Origin of the sequence: Halomonas sp. KM072, assembly GCF_050710315.1 — a bacterium.
GTDB lineage: Bacteria > Pseudomonadota > Gammaproteobacteria > Pseudomonadales > Halomonadaceae > Vreelandella > Vreelandella hamiltonii.
The window spans coordinates 2215806-2232144 of sequence record NZ_CP136132.1 but is presented as its reverse complement, the minus strand read 5'-3'; the positions used below and the strand labels follow the sequence as shown (position 1 = coordinate 2232144).

Genomic DNA, 16339 nt, shown 5'->3' with positions numbered 1-16339 from the left:
CTTAGGCTGAGCAAGAGAAGGACACGATTCAACAGTCACTTTCCACGGGAGTCACGCGTGCGACAGCACTGGATAACCAGCATCGTTCTAGGGGCGCTACTCAGCCTGATGATCAGCGTCACCGCAAACGCCCAGAGCGTCTCGCTTCCCACGCTGGGGGGCAGTAGTGACAGCGAAGAGCAGCCGGACGTCACCAGCGAAAATTTCCAGCGCTCCTTGAGCGACGTCATTGGCATGCTCGAAAGCGAGGATCAGCGCCGTGCGCTGCTGGACTCGCTGCGTGAGCTGCAGCTGAGTACCGAGGCCGTGGAAGACGACGGCGTGGTGCGCCAAGGGCTGCTGGGCGCCTTGGCTGATACGCTTTCCGACATCGGTGAACAGGCCCAGGCCGGAGATTCGCCCATCGACGAGTGGTCACGGCAACTGGTCCAGGGCGTCGAGGATCTGCGCGCTCTGAATGCCGGGGCCGAGCAGCGGGATGCTGTCCGAGCCGTGGCAGAAGGTGCCCTGCTGGCCGTTATCTGGAGTGGCCTGCTGGTGGCGATGATTGCCTTTGGTCGCGTCGTGGCCAAGCGGCGTCATTGGCCGCTGGACCTGCCCCGGGACCCCAAGGCCTGGCTGTTGGCGGTCCACTTCTTGCGGCGCATGCTGCCCTGGGCGCTGGCTTTCGTCATTACACTAGGAGTCGGCCAGCTGCTGCCTTACAGCCCCGGCCGCGCCCTGGTGCTGGTGGTGGCCTATATCTGCCTGTGTGGTCGAGCGCTGTCGGTGGTGTTCGAAACGGTGATAGCGTTCTTCAGTCGCGGGCATCGTTTTACCGCCGTGCAAGTATTACAGCACAAGGCGTTGCGGGGGCTGTTCGTCATCGGCGCGCTGATTGCCTTGGGCGACGCCGTCAACTCTACCCGCCTGATGGAGCTGCTGGGGACCGATCTGTCGGGGCTGGTGTCCGTGCTGGCCAACATGCTGGCAGCGCTGCTGTCGGCGCGTTTCATTTTCAAGTTTCAGCGTCCCATTCGTCATCTCATCTGTAATCGGCCTTACAAACAGCGCCGTGACGCCAGCACGGCCGTGGAGTTGGTTCGCGCGCTGGGCGGGCTATGGCACATTCCTGCCCTGCTGATGGTGGGCGGCTCGCTGCTGGCGATGTTCGTTACCGTGGGCGACGTGGGGACCGCGCTGGCTCGTTCGATCGTGTCGGCTAGCCTGCTGGTGTTGACCCTGGTGATTACCGGGCTGCTGCGTCGTCAGGAAGAGCGTTTGGGCAAGCGGCGCCATCGCCGCCGCTTTAGCCAATATCGCAAGCGACTGGAGCGCTTTGGCTTCGTACTGGCGCATCTGAGCGTCTGGATGGTTTTTGCCGAGCTTTCGATGCAGGTGTGGGGCGGTTCGCTGTTTGGTTTGGGGCAACAGGGAGTGGCCAGTGCGCGTATTGGTCAGGCGCTGGTCAGCCTGGGGGCCACTGTGCTGTTGGCATGGCTGGTGTGGATTTTTGCCGATACCGCCATTCAGCGGGCGCTGACCTCCTCCGCGCGGTCACGGGGTCGGCGCGTCAACCAGGCCCGCGCGCAAACCATCACGCCGATGATCCGTAACGTGATTTTTGTCACCATCCTGATCATTGCGGTGATTGCTGGCTTGGCCAACCTTGGGGTCAACGTCACGCCGCTGCTGGCCGGTGCCGGTGTGATCGGCCTGGCGGTGGGGTTTGGCGCGCAAACATTGGTGCAGGATTTGATCACCGGCATCTTCATCCTCATCGAGGACTCCCTGGCGGTGGATGACTTCGTCACCATCAATACGCACATGGGCACCGTCGAAGGGCTGACGTTGCGGACGGTCAGGCTGCGTGACCTGGACGGCGTGCTGCACATCATCACCTTCAGTCGTATCGAATCGATCCACAACATGTCGCGCCAGTTCGGTATTGCCTTGATGCGGATTCGCATTCCTTATGACATGAAAATCGATGACGCCATCACGCTGATGCAGGAAACGGCTCAGGAATTGCGCAAGGACCCGATGATGCGTCACTACATCTGGTCGCCGCTGGAGATGCAGGGGGTACAGGCCTTCGAAGATGGCTGCCCGATATTACGGATGCGCTTCCGCACCGCTCCTGAAATGCAGTGGGACGTGTCACGCGCCTTCAATCTGCTGCTGAAGCAGCGCATGGAAGCCCAGGAAATCGACTTGGGTGTACCGCGGCTCAGCGTGCGCATGGAGGCTCGCTCCGAGGCCCGTGGCGACGAGCCCCATGGTACCGACATGACGCTGCAGCACCGCCAGCAGGGCGACCTGGATGCGCCGCAGCATACCCCTGAGCCCCCTAAACCAGCGCCCAGACCCACCGAGGCCGAAATCCGCCGTGACGAGCGGCAGCGCCCTGAAGGCTCAACGACTGCGCCGCCGCTATCTCGATCCCAGCCCAAGCCCCAGACTTAGGGCAATGCCAATGGCCAGCCCCAGGCCTGTGCCCAGCGCAAATAGCGTGACCAGCAGCCAGGGGCCACGCAGCCCTCGCCAACGGTTATATAGCGAGACGGCGTGGCTGACTCGGTCGACCAGTTCGTCATGGCGTGAAATGGCGTGGTCGGGAGGCAATGAAAAATCATTGGCCACGTCACCTTGCCAGTGTGCTCCGTGGGTCAATCCAAGGCGCGCGCGCAGGCGGCCGATGTCGCTCAAGGTGCCGTGCAGCGCATCGTAGGTTTCACGGTGCGGGGTCACCGTCAGTACCGAGGTGGCGTCCTGGCGCAGGGCACTGTTGGGGCAGCGCGCCACGGCGGTGTCGATCTGCTGCTCATTGGCATTGGGGGGCAGGCTCAGGCGTTGATAAAGGTCGCGCATAATCCGGCGTCGGTCTCGTCACAATGGACACAGTGGAAGGTCGTGGTTTCAGCGTGGCGGGCAGCATACGTCGCTGCCCCGTGACGCTTAATAAGTTTGCATCAGATAATCATACGCGTTTTTGATGCGCTGAAAACGTGCCGAGGCCAGCGCCACCTGATGTTCACTTTCCGAATAGAAGCGGTCGGGGTGATGCAGCTGCGCCATGCGTCGATAGGCCTTGCGCACCTCTGTCTTGCTGGCGCCGGGCGTCAGCCCCAGCACGGCCAGCGCTCGGGTGGTGCGGTCGGGCGGAGGATTGGTCGCGCGCTGGTAACGCTCGCGGCGTGCCTGTTCTGCCCGGGCCTGCTCCTGCTGTCGGCGGGCGTGCTCACGACGCGCCTGTTCGGTGCGAGCCTGCTCCTGGCGCTGCTCTGCACGTGCGTGCTCCTGGGCTTGCTCGGCACGTTGCTTGGCCTGACGCGCTTCCTCCTTGCGCTGCTGTTTTTGCTGCTGGCGCTGGGCGCGCGCGTGCTGCTTGTCAGCCTTGGCACGCTGCTGCTGTTCTGCCTGCGCCTGGGAGGCCTGTGCTCGCTCGGCGGCTTGGGCCTCCTGCTCGGCCTTGTGGGTGTAATACGCCGGGTCGTGCACCTGCCAGTAGGCATCGCGGCTGGGGTCTTCCGGGGCTCGCAGCGGCTTGCCGGTCAGTTCCTGAAACAGGGTGTTCAAGGTGGCGGGCACCACGTTCAGCAGGTCGGCCAGAAAGCGCAGGATATAGTGATTGGCCAGCGACAGCTCGCCATCGTCGGTGGCCACCGTGATGGCTTGATGCATCACGCTGAGACTGCGCTCCCTGGAGCACTCCTTGCGCACGACTTCGGCGGCCAGTTGAATGGCGTGAAGGTCCTGGCTATGGGCAATGCTCATGACCGGGCCCAGCTCGTGCCCATGGCGAAACTGCGCGCTGACCTGGGCCAGCCGACGTCGGCGTTGCCCCTCGGAAACGTGCTGGCGATGCACGAGCACCCAGCCAAGCAGCAATAGCGTGGCCGTATCCACTTGGCTACGACTTTTTAGCAGCAGCAGCTCAAAGGGTGAAAAACGGGCGATGGGCATCCCTGGGCTCCAAGGCGAAGAAGTAAAGCGCTGATCCATGCCATGCGCTTCATGGCGCGGTCTTCACGGCACAGTCCTCATGGTGCAGTCTTGATGGTATGGCTTTGTGGTATCAAGGTGCGCTGGCAGACGCTCTGCCAGCCGTACTCGCGAGCTCACCATGGTATATCATCGAGTCTGGCATGAAAGCAGGAGATAAGTGAGGGTGATCAACGTTGAACGTAAAAATAGCTTCCAACTGCGCCTGTCTCGACGGCTGAAGGAAGAGACCTCACATACGCTGGATGTGTACTTGTTCGTGCCTCAGGAGCTGGGGCTGAGTACGCACATCATCTCCGAAGAAGCATTTTATCACGCTGCCATCAACGTCTCGCGCACTTACTACAGCGACGAGTACCATCTGCCGCTGGTGCATAGCCGCCTGGCCAGCCGTAACCAGCTGGGCAGCGACTCCTACCGCTTGAGCCTCAGTCTCTATGCGTACCAGTACGTGGTGGCCCTGGAGCGAACCACCCAGGGCATGCTCTCCACGGCCCGTAAACTGCGCCGCCTGCAGGGTGAGGAGAAGAGCAGCACCCACGACAAGGCGAGCGAGCTTTACGATCAGCTGGTCGAGATGAGCGACCTGAGCGACGGCATTCTCAAGCGCTTGCGGCGTAACCCGCCCACCGATGAACGGCTCTATAAATACTTTGCCAACATCGACAACTATCTTTCCTGGTTCACCGAGCAGCAGGTGTTGGCGCTGGTGGCCCACATGCCCAAGGGCGGGGAGTTCAGCGAAGTCAAACGACGCCTGGTGACCATCTGCCACCGCGAAGGCGAGTACCGCGAGCAGCAGGAGTACAATGCCGAGCGCGTACGCGATGACCCCACCCGCATGTCCAACAAGATGCGCCTGCTGCGACGGCTGATCGAGTACCCGATCACGCTCAAGCAGCGTGCGCTGGAGCTGGGTAGCGGCGAACAGAAAGCCGTCAAGGCCCTGGCCACCGCGGTGGTCATGGCCTTCGTGTCGCTGGGGGTACTGCACCTGCGCGACGTGATTGGCGACATCACCGCACTGTTCGTGCTGGCCATGGCGCTGCTCTACGCCATGCGCGAAGTGTTCAAGGACGACCTGCGCAATACCCTATGGCGATGGCTGAGAAGAGGCCGACCCAAGTGGCGGCGACAATACATCGACCCTACCCGCAATGCGCTGGTCGGACGGCAGCTCGAATGGTTCGACTACAAGCGCTATACCGCCCTCGACCAGGACATACAGCAGATGCGGCGGCGCACGGTGGCCCAGCGTGAAGAGGTGGTCATGCACTATCGCTCCAGCTCGCGCATGTCCCCCACACGCTTCTTGAGTGGCTATGAGCATACCCGCGAAACCCTGAGCATAGACCTCTCCATGCTGACCCGCCTGATGAGCAAGGATAAGCACCATATCTATCGCCTGAAAGAGGGGCAGGCGGTGCGGGAAAGCGTCGAGCGCCGCCACCTGTTCAACCTGGTGGTGCGCGAAACGGGCAGCGAAGATGCCCCTTACCTGGCGCGCTGGAAAGTCGTGGTCAGCCGCTCGGGCATCGTGGATGTCGAGCGCGTCGCTGAGAACCGCCCCGACGATGCCCCAGTCTGAACAGCAATAGAAGAACAGCAATAGAACCTGACGCCAGCGCGTCGGTGGTGTTCGACTAAAATCCAATAAGTAAACGTTTACTCAAATAGAGTAAACGTTTACTTTTCTCCTCAGCGCTCACACCCGTGAGCAAGTACCTCTCAATGCTGAGGAGAACGACATGACACTCCGAGTCACCGTGTGGGGCGAAAACGTCCACGAACAAACCAACGACGTAGTGGCGCGCATTTACCCCACCGGCATGCACCAGTGCATCGCCGACGGTTTGAATGAGTCAGAGGCGCTGTCCGCCACCGCCGTCACGCTGCAAGACGCAGAGCAGGGTCTCAGCGAAGAGACGCTGGAGAATACCGACGTGCTGCTGTGGTGGGGCCACGCCGCCCACGGCGACGTGCTGGAAGAGACCGTTGATCGGGTGCAAAAACGCGTGCTGCAGGGCATGGGCTTGATTGTGCTGCACTCCGGCCACTACTCGAAAATCTTCAAACGGCTGATGGGCACCACCTGCTCGCTGAAATGGCGGGAAGCCGGTGAGCGTGAGCGGCTCTGGGTAGTGAATCCTGGCCACCCCATCGTGCAAGGGCTAGGCGATTACATCGAACTGCCCCATACCGAAATGTACGGCGAGCCCTTTGCGGTACCCAACCCGGACGAAGTGATTTTCATCAGTGCCTTCGAGGGCGGCGAAGTGTTCCGCTCCGGCCTGACCTACAAGCGTGGCAACGGCAAGATTTTCTACTTCCGTCCCGGCCACGAAACCTACCCGATCTACTACGACGAGCAGGTCAAGCGGGTGCTCAAAAATGCCGTGGTCTGGGCGCAGCCGGAAGGCTCCCGTTGGATCGATAGCTGCCCCAACGTCCCCGCCGACCAGGCGCCCAACCCGGTCGAGATCAAGGGCGAAAGCCTGCACAAACCCGGTGAGGAGGGCTTCAAATGATCCGTATCGCGATTATTGGCGCGGGCAGCATGGCGGGGGAGCACGCCAAGCACTATGGCCGACTCGAAGGCGTCGAAGTGGTTGCCGTATGCGACCGTGATTTCCCCAAGGCCCAGGCCTTCGCCGAGCGCCATGGCATTGCCGATGTTTACCAGTCGCTGGACGACATGCTGGCCCGGGACGATATCCACGCGGTGAACAATGTCACTCCGGATGGCGTGCACAAGGCCACGTCGCTGGCGGCCATCGCGGCGGGTAAACACATCCTGTGTGAAAAGCCCCTGGCCACCAATGCCGAGGATGCCCATGAGATGGTCGCTGCCGCCCAGGCCGCCAAGGTCATCAACATGGTCAACCTGAGCTACCGGGACGCCCCCGCCATTCAGCACGCCCGAGCGCTGATTACCGGCGGCGCCATCGGCACCGTTCGCCACGTGGATGCCAGCTATCGCCAGAGCTGGCTGGTGAGCAACGCATGGGGCCGCTGGGATGAGGATAGCCAGTGGCTCTGGCGGCTCTCGGAAGCCCACGGCAGCAAAGGCGTGCTGGGCGATGTGGGCGTGCATATCGTCGATTTTGCCAGCTTCCCGGTGGGCGATATCACTCGCGTCAACTGCGAACTCACCTGCTTCGACAAAGCGCCGGATAACCGCATTGGCGACTACGTGCTGGATGCCAACGACACGGCGCTGATGCGCGTGCACTTTGCCAACGGCGCCATGGGAACGATTCAGGCGACCCGCTGGGCCACCGGCCACCACAACTCGCTAACGCTGAGCGTTCACGGCGATAAAGGCGCGATTCGTGTGGATCTGGATGCCTCTAAAGACGACGTACAGGTATGCCTGAACGATGACGTGCATCCTGCCCGCTGGAGCACCGTTAAAGCGCCGCCCACGCCCAGCATTTACCAGCGCTTTATCGAGAGCATTCGCACTGGGGAAAACGACCAGCCCGACTTTGCCCGCGGTGCGGCCATTCAAACCGTGCTGGACGCCTGTTTCGTTTCCAGCCTGGAGGACCGCAGCCTGGCAATTGCCAGTTGATCAGCAGATTTCATCGAGCATCTCTGACCGCAAGACACCCAATAACAAGATGAGGATTCCACGATGCGCTCAACATTGAAAACACCGTTGCTGCTGATGACGTTACTGCCTGTCGCACTGCCTGCTCTGGCCGCCGAGATCACCGTGGCCTGTGGTGATGGCGGGGCGGCGGATTTCTGCCCGGCGCTTGCCCAGCGCTGGGCAGCCAATCCAAAGATGTCGATGTGCTGATGGTGGATATCGTCTGGCCGGGGCTGCTGGCCGCGCAGCCGTTTATCGGCGAGCTATATGAGACGGTGATGAACGGCGTGCCGCGCCCGGCCAGCATTACCGGCGATGCCTATCCGCGGGTCTCCAACGCGATCTTCAACCGCGTGCACGATGCGCTGTCCGGCAGTATCACGCCGGAGCAGGCGGTGCAGCAGTTGGATAGCGAGCTGGCGCGACTGGGGCGGCGTGGCTGGTAGCGCTGATTGCTCGGCAGCCTGTGTATTCAGCGCTTTTCGGCCCCGCTTTTTGTACAATCAGGGCCCGACTGGCTGAGGCATGGCATGAAACAGAACAAACCGAGCGCGCAAACCGCCACCATTCGTGAAATTGCCCGGCGTGCCGAGGTCTCGATTGCCTCGGTAAGCCGGGCGCTGAACGGCAAGCCGGGGATCAGCGACGCGCTGCGCGACAAGATTCTCACCATCAGCCGCGAAGTGGCCTATCAGCCCAGCGCGGCGGCGCGGCAGCTCATCAGCGGCAAAGCCGCCGTCGTAGGAATCTCCCTTGGGCGGCAAGATATCGAGCTGCGCCCTTACTATATTCTGCTCTACCAGCACCTGACCGTCGCGCTGCACCAGCAGGGCATGGTGCCGATCTTTTTCCACCACGACCAAACCCATGAGCTGCCAGAACGGGCGGGCGCGGCGATTTTGCTAGGGGAAACGGGTGAAGACGAGCGCCCAGGCGTACTGCGCGCGGCGGACATACCGTTTGTACGAATTGGCAATGCGGGGGAAGGCTTTTCGGTGGCTCCGGACGATGTCTCCGGGCTCTACCAGATCACTCAGCATCTGATTCAACAAGGGCGAACGCGGATTGCCTTTGTGGGCGGAGAGTTGGACGTACCGCGCCCCCACAGCCGCCTTTCCGGTTACCAGCAAGCGATGGCAGAGGCAGCGCTTAGCGAGCAGCTACTCAGCCTGCCCTATCGGTTTACGTCCGACTCGCTCACTAGCTACCGCTACCTTAACCGTATTCTCAACCATGACGATCCACTACCGTTCGATGCGCTGGTCTGCGCTACCGACGAGCTGGCGCTCGGCTGTGTCGCCGCGCTGGAAGATCGCGATATTCGTGTGCCCGAAGACGTGGCCGTTACCGGCTTTGACGACCTGCCTACCTTAGCTACAGGCTTAACCACCGTGCGCCAGGATATTGCGGCCATTGCGGCGATGAGTGTCGAGCTATTGAGCGAAGCGCTGGCGGGAAAAGCGCCCCGGCACGTGTCGCTGCCGGTGGCGCTGGTGTTGCGAGAAACGAGCTAAGAAGACCCCGATTTACTATTACGCTTGTCCATACTGCGTTGAAATTAACCTCGTGCGCGAGTCCGATCAAAATGCTCATTTACTATCTGTAAACTCCGCTTTTTCGGTTAATTTCGCCTTGTCTGGCCTGCGCTCATAACGTAAATCATGGCCTTCTAACGCCCCGGCAGCTGCTCCGGCCCAAAGGCATCGGGCAGCAGGCTGTCCATGGTGTAGGTTTTCAACACCTCACCCTGCTTGGAGAGCACCATGATTTGCGTGCTGGGGGTGGCGAACTCGCGAATGCGCTGGCGGCAGTCGCCGCAGGGCGTGCAGAGGTGCTCGCCGGGGCCCATGACGTATACCTTGGCAAGCTTGCGCTGACCAGCGGTGACCATCGCGGAAATGGCTGAGGCTTCGGCGCATAGCCCTTTGTAGTGGGCCACTTCCACGTTACTACCGGCAAACTGCTGACCATCCGGGCACTCCATGACGGCAGCGACCGGGTGGTTGGAGTAGGGCGCGTAGGCGTTGCCCAGGGTGGTCAACAGCGTGTCTACCAGGGCCTGATCCGCTTGGCTCATGGCGTTATCCTCTCAGTGGGCGCTTGTTCCCAAGCGGTTAAGCGTTGGCAGCGTCGTCGCGCAGAACGGTGTCGAGCGCAATCACCATCATGTCGTTGAAGGTGGTTTGACGGTCGGCGCTGGAGAGCGAGTCGCCTTTCAGAATGTGGTCAGACACGGTGCAGATGGTCAGTGCGCGGGCACCGAACTCAGCTGCCACGCCGTACAGGCCTGCGGCTTCCATCTCGACGCCGAGGATGCCGTAGCGCTTCATCAGCTCAGCCATGTCGGTTTGCGGGTTGTAGAACAGGTCCGCCGAGAAGATGTTGCCGACTTTCACGGCGACGTTCTGCGCTTTGGCGGCCGCCACGGCGTGGCTGGCCAGCTCGAAGTCGGCAATGGCGGCCAGGTCGTGGTCATTGAAGCGCATGCGGTTCACTTTGGAGTCGGTGCTGGCACCCAGCCCAATCACTACGTCGCGCACGTTGACATCGTCGCGTACCGCGCCGCAGGAGCCCACGCGAATGATCGACTTCACGCCGTAATCGGTAATCAGCTCTTTGGCGTAAATGGACACGGAAGGAATACCCATGCCGTGGCCCATGACGGAAATCTCGCGGCCTTTGTAGGTGCCGGTGTAGCCGAACATATTGCGCACGTCGTTCACCTGGCGCACGTTCTCCAGGTAAGTGTCGGCGATGTACTTGGCGCGCAGCGGGTCGCCGGGCATCAGAACGGTATCGGCGAAATCGCCTTTTTCGGCATTGATATGGGGGGTAGCCATGGAGAACTCCTCTGATTGAAGTTAGTAGCCAGAACAACCCTAGGCGGGGGCGCTGTAAACCCTTCCCTGGGCGCTACTTTCGCCATCCATGGCGAAAGACCCCCGCTACGGGCTGATTCTGGCGGTACACGTAAACATGCGTGCTAATAATGGTTGACTGGCCTTTACGCCGCTTTGGTCAAAAAGCTGTCGCCGTCGGCCATCGCCTCGAGCGTGAAGAAGTCGGCCAGGGTTTGGCCAATGTCGGCGAAGGTGCCGCGCTCGCCCAGCGGGCCGGGGGCGAAACCTGCGCCGCGTACCATGATCGGCACGTATTCGCGGGTGTGCTCGGTGCCTTCCCAACTGGGGTCGCAGCCGTGGTCGGCGGTGAGCAGCAGCAGGTCGTCGTCATTGAGGGCGGCGAGCAGCTCCGGCAGGCGGGCATCGAAGTGCTCCAGCGCGGCGGCGTAGCCCGGTACGTCCCGGCGATGGCCGTAGACCGAATCGAAATCCACGAAGTTGGTCATGATCATGGTCGGGCGGTCGCTGGTCTCGTTGGCGGTGCGCGCGACTTCCGCCAGGGTGGCATCCATCAGGGCATCGTGGCCGCTGGCTTTGACCTTGTGGGTAATGCCGCAGTGGGCGTAGATGTCGGCGATCTTGCCAATCGACACCACTTCACCACCGGCGTCGGCAAGCTTTTGCAGCACGGTGGGGCTGGGCGGCTCAACGCTGTAGTCGCGGCGATTGCCGGTGCGGGCAAAGCTTTCACGGTCCTCGCCGATAAACGGTCGGGCGATGACGCGGCCAATGTTGTAGGGCTCCAGCAGCTCGCGCACGGTTTCGCACAGGGCATAGAGACGCTCTAGGCCAAAGTGCTCTTCATGGGCGGCAATCTGGAACACGGAGTCGGCCGAGGTGTACACGATCGGTTTGCCGGTGGCGATATGCTCTTCGCCCAGGCGAGCGATGATCTCGGTGCCTGAGGCGTGGCAGTTGCCGATCACGCCGGTCAGCTCGGCTTCCCGAATGATGGCGTCCAGCAGTTCGAGCGGGAAACTGTCGGTTTTATCGAGGAAGTAGCCCCAGTCGAAACGCACTGGCACACCGGCAATTTCCCAGTGGCCGGAAGGGGTGTCCTTGCCGCTGGAGATCTCTTTGGCGTGGGCGTAAGCGCCGTTCAACTGCTCGGGCAGGCTGACGCCTTCCGCCACGCTACCAGTGGCGTCGCGATGGGCGTGGAACAGGCCTAGCGCGGCCATGTTGGGCAGCGACAATGGGCCGGAACGCTCGGCGGTGTCGGCTTCGCCGCGGGCGCAGGCGGCGGCGATGTGGCCCAAAGTATCTGACCCCTGGTCGCCAAAGGAGGCGGCATCGGGGGCACTACCGATCCCGAAAGAGTCGAGTACCAGGACGATGGCGCGGCGCATCAGGCTTCTCCTCGGAAGGTCTCTTGCAACAGGGTGTCGGCGGTGGCGTCGGCATCGCCAATGGTGACCGCCGCACGGAGCTGAGCAGCGGCACGGGCCGCGGCCTCTTCGGTGCGGGCGTGGACGATGGCCAGCGGGCGCTGGCTGTCGACACGGTCGCCGATTTCGGCGATATCGCTAAACCCGACGCTGTGGTCGACGCTGGCGTCGTTACGCAGACGGCCACCGCCCAGCTCCACCACGCTCATGCCCACGGCGCGGGTATCGAAGCGCTGGACGATACCGCTCTGCACGGGGTAGACCGCTTGAACGACTGGGGCGGTGGCCAGGTAGCTGTCCGAACGCTCCATAAAGTCGGCGGGGCCGCCCAGTTCGCGCACCATACGGGCAAACACTTCGGCTGCTGCGCCAGAGGTCAGCGCTTTGTCCAGCTTGGCGAGGGCTTCTTCGCGGTTGGCCACCAGTTTGCCCGCCATCAGCATCTCAACGGCGAGTTCGCGGGTGACCTGCATCACGCGGCTGTTGGCTCGCTCGCCGCGCAGCAGCGCCAGGGTTTCGACGATTTCTACCGCGTTACCGGCACATGGAGCCAGTGGCTGGCTCATGTCGGTGAGCAGGGCGGTGGTGGGTGTGCCTGCCTGGGTGGCCACGTTGGCGATGCTTTTGGCCAGTTCGCGGGACTTTTCCGGGGTGGGCATGAACGCGCCGCTGCCCACTTTGACGTCCATTACCAGGGCGTCCAGGCCAGAGGCCAGCTTTTTACCCAGGATGGAAGCGGTAATCAGCGGAATGGATTCCACGGTGGCGGTGACATCACGCACGCCGTAGATACGTTTATCCGCCGGGGCGAGGTTGCCGGTTTGGCCGATAATCGCCACACCGGTGGATTTTACGACATCGCTGAAGCGCTCGGGCGCGGGGTAGGGGTCGTAACCGGGGATTGATTCCAGCTTGTCCAGCGTGCCGCCGGTGTGGCCCAGGCCGCGGCCAGAAATCATCGGCACGAACGCGCCGCAGGCGGCGACCCAGGGGCCGAGCACCAGCGATACCAGGTCACCCACGCCGCCAGTGGAGTGTTTGTCTACAATCGGGCCGGGCAGGTTGAGCGAATCCCACTGCATGACGTGGCCAGAGTCCCGCGTGGCGGTGGTCAGCGCCACGACTTCTTCTCGGCTCATGCCATTCAAAAAGACCGACATGGTGAAGGCGCCGATCTGCGCATCGCTGATACGGTCATCGGCGATGCCTTGCACGAACGCCTTGATCTCTTCAGCGGGCAGCGGCTGGCCGTCGCGCTTCAGGCGAATCAGTTCTTGGGGAAGCAGGGCGTGGTGAGATGCGTTTGACGACATTTAGTAGCCTCCGTTGGTGGTGGAGAGCAGCGCCGCGTCAGCGCCACCGTCGAGTGTGTTCAACAAGTTGCCCAGCAGGCTGGAGGCACCAAACCGGAAGTGTGCCGGGGTGACCCACTGCGGCCCCATGATGTCGGCTGCCAGCGCCAGGTACTCAGCCGCTTCTTCGGCGCTGCGTACGCCACCAGCGGCTTTGAAACCGACATTTTTACCGCTGGCTTTGATGGCTTTTAGCATGATCTCGGCGGCTTCCAGGGTAGCGTTGACCGGTACTTTACCGGTGGAAGTTTTGATAAAGTCCGCGCCACCTTCAATGGCCAGCTCGCTAGCGCGTTGGATAAGTGCAGGCTCTTTGAGTTCGCCAGATTCAATGATGACTTTTAGCTGGGCTTGTCCGCCGCAGGCGGCTTTACACATTTCTACCAGCTCGCGGCCGGTCTCTTCATCGCCTGCCATCAAGGCGCGGTAGGGAAACACCACGTCGACTTCATGAGCGCCCGATGCCACGGCTTCGCGGGTTTCACGGGCCGCGCCCATGATGTCATCGCCCCCATGGGGGAAGTTGGTGACCGTGGCGATCTTGACCTGATCATCCAGCTTGTGGGCGCCCAGTGCGCGGGCTGCCGTGACGATGAACGAGGGGTAAACGCAGACCGCTGCCGGGTGGCCGTAGGGGGTCTTGACCTGCTGGCACAGCGCTTCGATCACGCTGTCGGTGTCGCTGTCGTTCAGGCTGGTGAGGTCCATTAACGTCAGGGCGTGACGGGCGGCCTGGATAAGCTGGGGGGAAGCGGTGGCAGTCATGAAGTTCTCATCAATCGGTAAAAGACAAAACGGGCACTGCGTACTAAAGCAGCGCCCGTTGCGTTATCGCGTACTCGCTGCGTCAGGCGGTGAGGCTGCTCAACGCCAGGAAGAAACCGGCAATCGAGGCAGACATCAGGTTGGAGAGCGTGCCTGCCAGCACGGCTTTCACACCAAACCGGGCAATCTCCTTGCGGCGGGTCGGGGCAATGCTGCCCAGGCCACCGAGCAGAATGGCAATCGACGACAGGTTGGCAAAACCACACAAGGCAAATGACAGAATGGCCATGGTGTGAGGCGTCATCAATTGACCCGTGGCAGCCACCACCTGTTCCCCTTCAATGTAGGGAGCCAGGTTGATAAAGGCCACGAACTCGTTGACCACCAGCTTCTGGCCGATGAACGAGCCCGCCAGGGTGGCTTCTTCCCAGGGCACGCCCAGCAGGAAGGCCAGCGGGGCAAACAGCCAACCCAGAATCAGCTCCAGGCTCAATGCCTCGAAACCGAACCAGCCGCCCACGCCGCCCAGAATACCGTTGACCAGCGCGATCAAGCCGATGAAGGCCAGCAGCATGGCACCCACGTTGGCTGCCAGCATCAGGCCGGAAGTCGCGCCAGAAGCCGCTGCATCCAGCACGTTGGCGGGCTTGTCGTCCTGCTCTTTCAGCTCTTCATCGACCTTGGAAACGCTGTCGCTATCTTCCACGTTCTGGGTTTCCGGCATGATCAGCTTGGCGAACAGCAGGCCGCCAGGCGCCGCCATGAACGAGGCCGCCACCAGATACTCCATGGGAATGCCCAGCGCTGCGTAGCCCGCTAGCACCGAACCGGCCACGGAAGCCAGGCCACCACACATCACCGCAAACAGCTGCGAAGGGGTCATGCGGGCAATGAACGGACGTACCACCAGCGGTGCCTCGGTCTGGCCCACGAAGATGTTGGCCGTGGCCGAAAGCGACTCGGTGCGCGAGGTGCCCAGTGCTTTCTGCAATGCGCCACCCAGAATCCGGATGACCCACTGCATGATGCCGACATAGTAGAGCACGGCAATCAGCGAGGAGAAAAAGATGATGACCGGCAGGACTTTGATGGCGAAGACGAAGCCGACATTGTCCACGTCAGCCAGCCCGCCAAACAAAAAGCCGATACCGTCATTGGCGTAGACCAGCACCTGGCTGACGCCTGCCGAAATGGCCTGCAGAACGGCCTGGCCAAACGGTACGTAGAGCACGAACGCACCGATACCCGCCTGGATTGCGAAGGCACCCAGCACGGTACGCAGGCGAATCGCCTTGCGGTCATAGGAGAAAACAAGCGCAATGGCCACCAGAGTGACCATGCCAACCAGGCTCATGATGAGGGTCATGGGAGTACCTTCGGAGCGTGAGAAGTGGGAGCGATTACAGCAAGTTTAGCTTGACTGAGTAAATCATCGCGTTCTGATAGGCGTCGGGTGTACCCAGCTTGTTCTCTGAGTAGCGATACTGCACGCCGGTAGTGATCAAGTCAGACGGGTGCCACCAAAGGCTCAATGCGCCGTTGGTCCCCACGCTCCCTGCGGTACCGTTGACGTAGTTCTGGGAAAGGTAGTCGCTGTCGCGACCGAAGGTCTGCTCGTGCCAGTTGGTCACACTGAAGTTCTGGTCCAGCGCGGTGAAGTCATAGCCCGCGACCCAGCCAGCCATGTAGCCGTTCATGCCCGTATAGCCATCACTTTGAACCCTGGCAGCACCGATGAAGGGCTTGAACCACAGGCCGTTGGCGAACGTCGTGCGGTAGCCCAGGCCGAGAATCTGGTCCTGCTCGCGGCCATTGAAGCCGTAGTCGCGGAAGTCATAAACGTGGGCGTAAAGCGACAGCGGGCTGTCACCCAGGTAAATGTGCGAGGTCACTTTGCCTGCGGTACGGAAGTTGTCCTTGCCGCCACTGGCTTCGTCGAACTGGTCGTTGGTCGGGTTCTCGAAATCGAAGAAGCCGTAGAACTCGCCCCAGCTAAAGCCGACGCCGCCTTCGATTTCAACGAACGTGAAGTCGCTCTTGGCGGCATTGCTCGCCGTGCGCGCTTCGGTGCCGTTGGACCAGTCCAGGTAGTTCAGGGAAACGTTGGCAAACGACCAGTGCGGGGTCATTGGGCCACTCGCTGCGTCATTGGCAACGGCCGGGGCTGCGGCCAGCGCACCAGCCAGGAAAACGCCAGCGCCAAGCGTGACGAGCGAAGAAACGTGAGAGGGGGATAAAGCGGTCATGAAAGCCTCAACAAAGGTTGTTACGGTGCCACGAGAGGTGGCATACCGACGTTGTGGGTCGTGCGGGCTGGCGTTGATGTTAAAATTATAACATTGAGTGTTATTTTTT

General features: G+C 61.6%; 16 protein-coding genes. 7 read left to right on the top strand and 9 right to left on the bottom strand.

Going from position 1 to position 16339, the window contains the following annotated elements; genetic code table 11:
- The first annotated feature begins 57 nt into the window (after positions 1–57).
- Positions 58–2445, top strand: a complete 2388-nt coding sequence (locus RVM26_RS10645) for a mechanosensitive ion channel domain-containing protein (RefSeq protein WP_498938548.1) — start codon at positions 58–60, stop codon at positions 2443–2445.
- Here the strand turns inward: RVM26_RS10645 and RVM26_RS10640 are convergent.
- Together RVM26_RS10640 and RVM26_RS10635 are read right to left on the bottom strand one after the other, a co-directional pair.
- Positions 2413–2850, bottom strand: a complete 438-nt coding sequence (locus RVM26_RS10640; protein WP_039176761.1) for a hypothetical protein — start codon at positions 2848–2850, stop codon at positions 2413–2415. The genes RVM26_RS10645 and RVM26_RS10640 overlap by 33 nt on opposite strands.
- Before the next feature lie 87 nt (positions 2851–2937).
- Entirely contained in the window at positions 2938–3945 is a 1008-nt protein-coding gene (locus RVM26_RS10635; RefSeq protein WP_498938546.1) for a J domain-containing protein, read from the bottom strand.
- Between the two features lie 205 nt (positions 3946–4150).
- On the opposite strand from RVM26_RS10635, the gene RVM26_RS10630 reads away from it, so the two are divergent.
- The 6 genes from RVM26_RS10630 to RVM26_RS10605 all read left to right on the top strand — a co-directional run bounded on the left by RVM26_RS10630 (position 4151) and on the right by RVM26_RS10605 (position 9093).
- Positions 4151–5572, top strand: a complete 1422-nt coding sequence (locus RVM26_RS10630) for a hypothetical protein (protein ID WP_498938544.1) — start codon at positions 4151–4153, stop codon at positions 5570–5572.
- A gap of 160 nt (positions 5573–5732) precedes the next feature.
- Positions 5733–6512 carry a ThuA domain-containing protein gene (locus tag RVM26_RS10625; RefSeq protein WP_498938543.1) on the top strand — a complete coding sequence of 260 codons (780 nt, stop codon included), beginning with the start codon at positions 5733–5735 and terminating at the stop codon, positions 6510–6512.
- The gene (locus RVM26_RS10620; protein WP_498938541.1) at positions 6509–7558 is read left to right on the top strand and encodes a Gfo/Idh/MocA family protein; all 1050 of its coding nucleotides are present in this window, start codon (positions 6509–6511) and stop codon (positions 7556–7558) included. Before RVM26_RS10625 ends, RVM26_RS10620 begins: the two co-directional genes overlap by 4 nt.
- A 63-nt stretch (positions 7559–7621) precedes the next feature.
- Positions 7622–7789: a hypothetical protein gene (locus RVM26_RS10615; RefSeq protein WP_288102446.1), complete on the top strand. Its 168-nt coding sequence runs from the start codon at positions 7622–7624 to the stop codon at positions 7787–7789.
- Complete coding sequence (locus RVM26_RS10610) at positions 7783–8025, top strand: hypothetical protein (RefSeq protein WP_498938538.1); 243 nt, start codon at positions 7783–7785, stop codon at positions 8023–8025. Before RVM26_RS10615 ends, RVM26_RS10610 begins: the two co-directional genes overlap by 7 nt.
- An 84-nt stretch (positions 8026–8109) precedes the next feature.
- Positions 8110–9093 carry a LacI family DNA-binding transcriptional regulator gene (locus RVM26_RS10605; RefSeq protein ID WP_044629005.1) on the top strand — a complete coding sequence of 328 codons (984 nt, stop codon included), beginning with the start codon at positions 8110–8112 and terminating at the stop codon, positions 9091–9093.
- Positions 9094–9248: 155 nt separating this feature from the next.
- Here RVM26_RS10605 and cdd read toward each other — a convergent pair whose 3' ends face one another.
- From cdd to RVM26_RS10570, 7 genes are all read right to left on the bottom strand, one after another.
- Complete coding sequence (cdd, locus tag RVM26_RS10600; protein WP_062361403.1) at positions 9249–9656, bottom strand: cytidine deaminase; 408 nt, start codon at positions 9654–9656, stop codon at positions 9249–9251.
- A 37-nt stretch (positions 9657–9693) separates the two neighbouring features.
- Positions 9694–10419 carry a purine-nucleoside phosphorylase gene (gene deoD / locus RVM26_RS10595; RefSeq protein ID WP_058575954.1) on the bottom strand — a complete coding sequence of 242 codons (726 nt, stop codon included), beginning with the start codon at positions 10417–10419 and terminating at the stop codon, positions 9694–9696.
- 164 nt (positions 10420–10583) lie between these two features.
- On the bottom strand, positions 10584–11828 hold the full coding sequence (locus tag RVM26_RS10590) for a phosphopentomutase (RefSeq protein ID WP_498938536.1): 1245 nt from the start codon (positions 11826–11828) through the stop codon (positions 10584–10586).
- On the bottom strand, positions 11828–13180 hold the full coding sequence (deoA, locus tag RVM26_RS10585) for a thymidine phosphorylase (RefSeq protein WP_287808597.1): 1353 nt from the start codon (positions 13178–13180) through the stop codon (positions 11828–11830). Before deoA ends, RVM26_RS10590 begins: the two co-directional genes overlap by 1 nt.
- Positions 13181–13984, bottom strand: coding sequence for a 2-deoxyribose-5-phosphate aldolase (gene deoC / locus RVM26_RS10580; RefSeq protein ID WP_498938533.1), 804 nt, complete (start codon positions 13982–13984; stop codon positions 13181–13183). It abuts the gene before it with no gap.
- A gap of 82 nt (positions 13985–14066) precedes the next feature.
- On the bottom strand, positions 14067–15350 hold the full coding sequence (locus RVM26_RS10575) for a NupC/NupG family nucleoside CNT transporter (protein ID WP_039176713.1): 1284 nt from the start codon (positions 15348–15350) through the stop codon (positions 14067–14069).
- 34 nt (positions 15351–15384) lie between these two features.
- Complete coding sequence (locus RVM26_RS10570; protein ID WP_144981874.1) at positions 15385–16230, bottom strand: outer membrane protein OmpK; 846 nt, start codon at positions 16228–16230, stop codon at positions 15385–15387.
- Positions 16231–16339 lie beyond the last annotated feature (109 nt).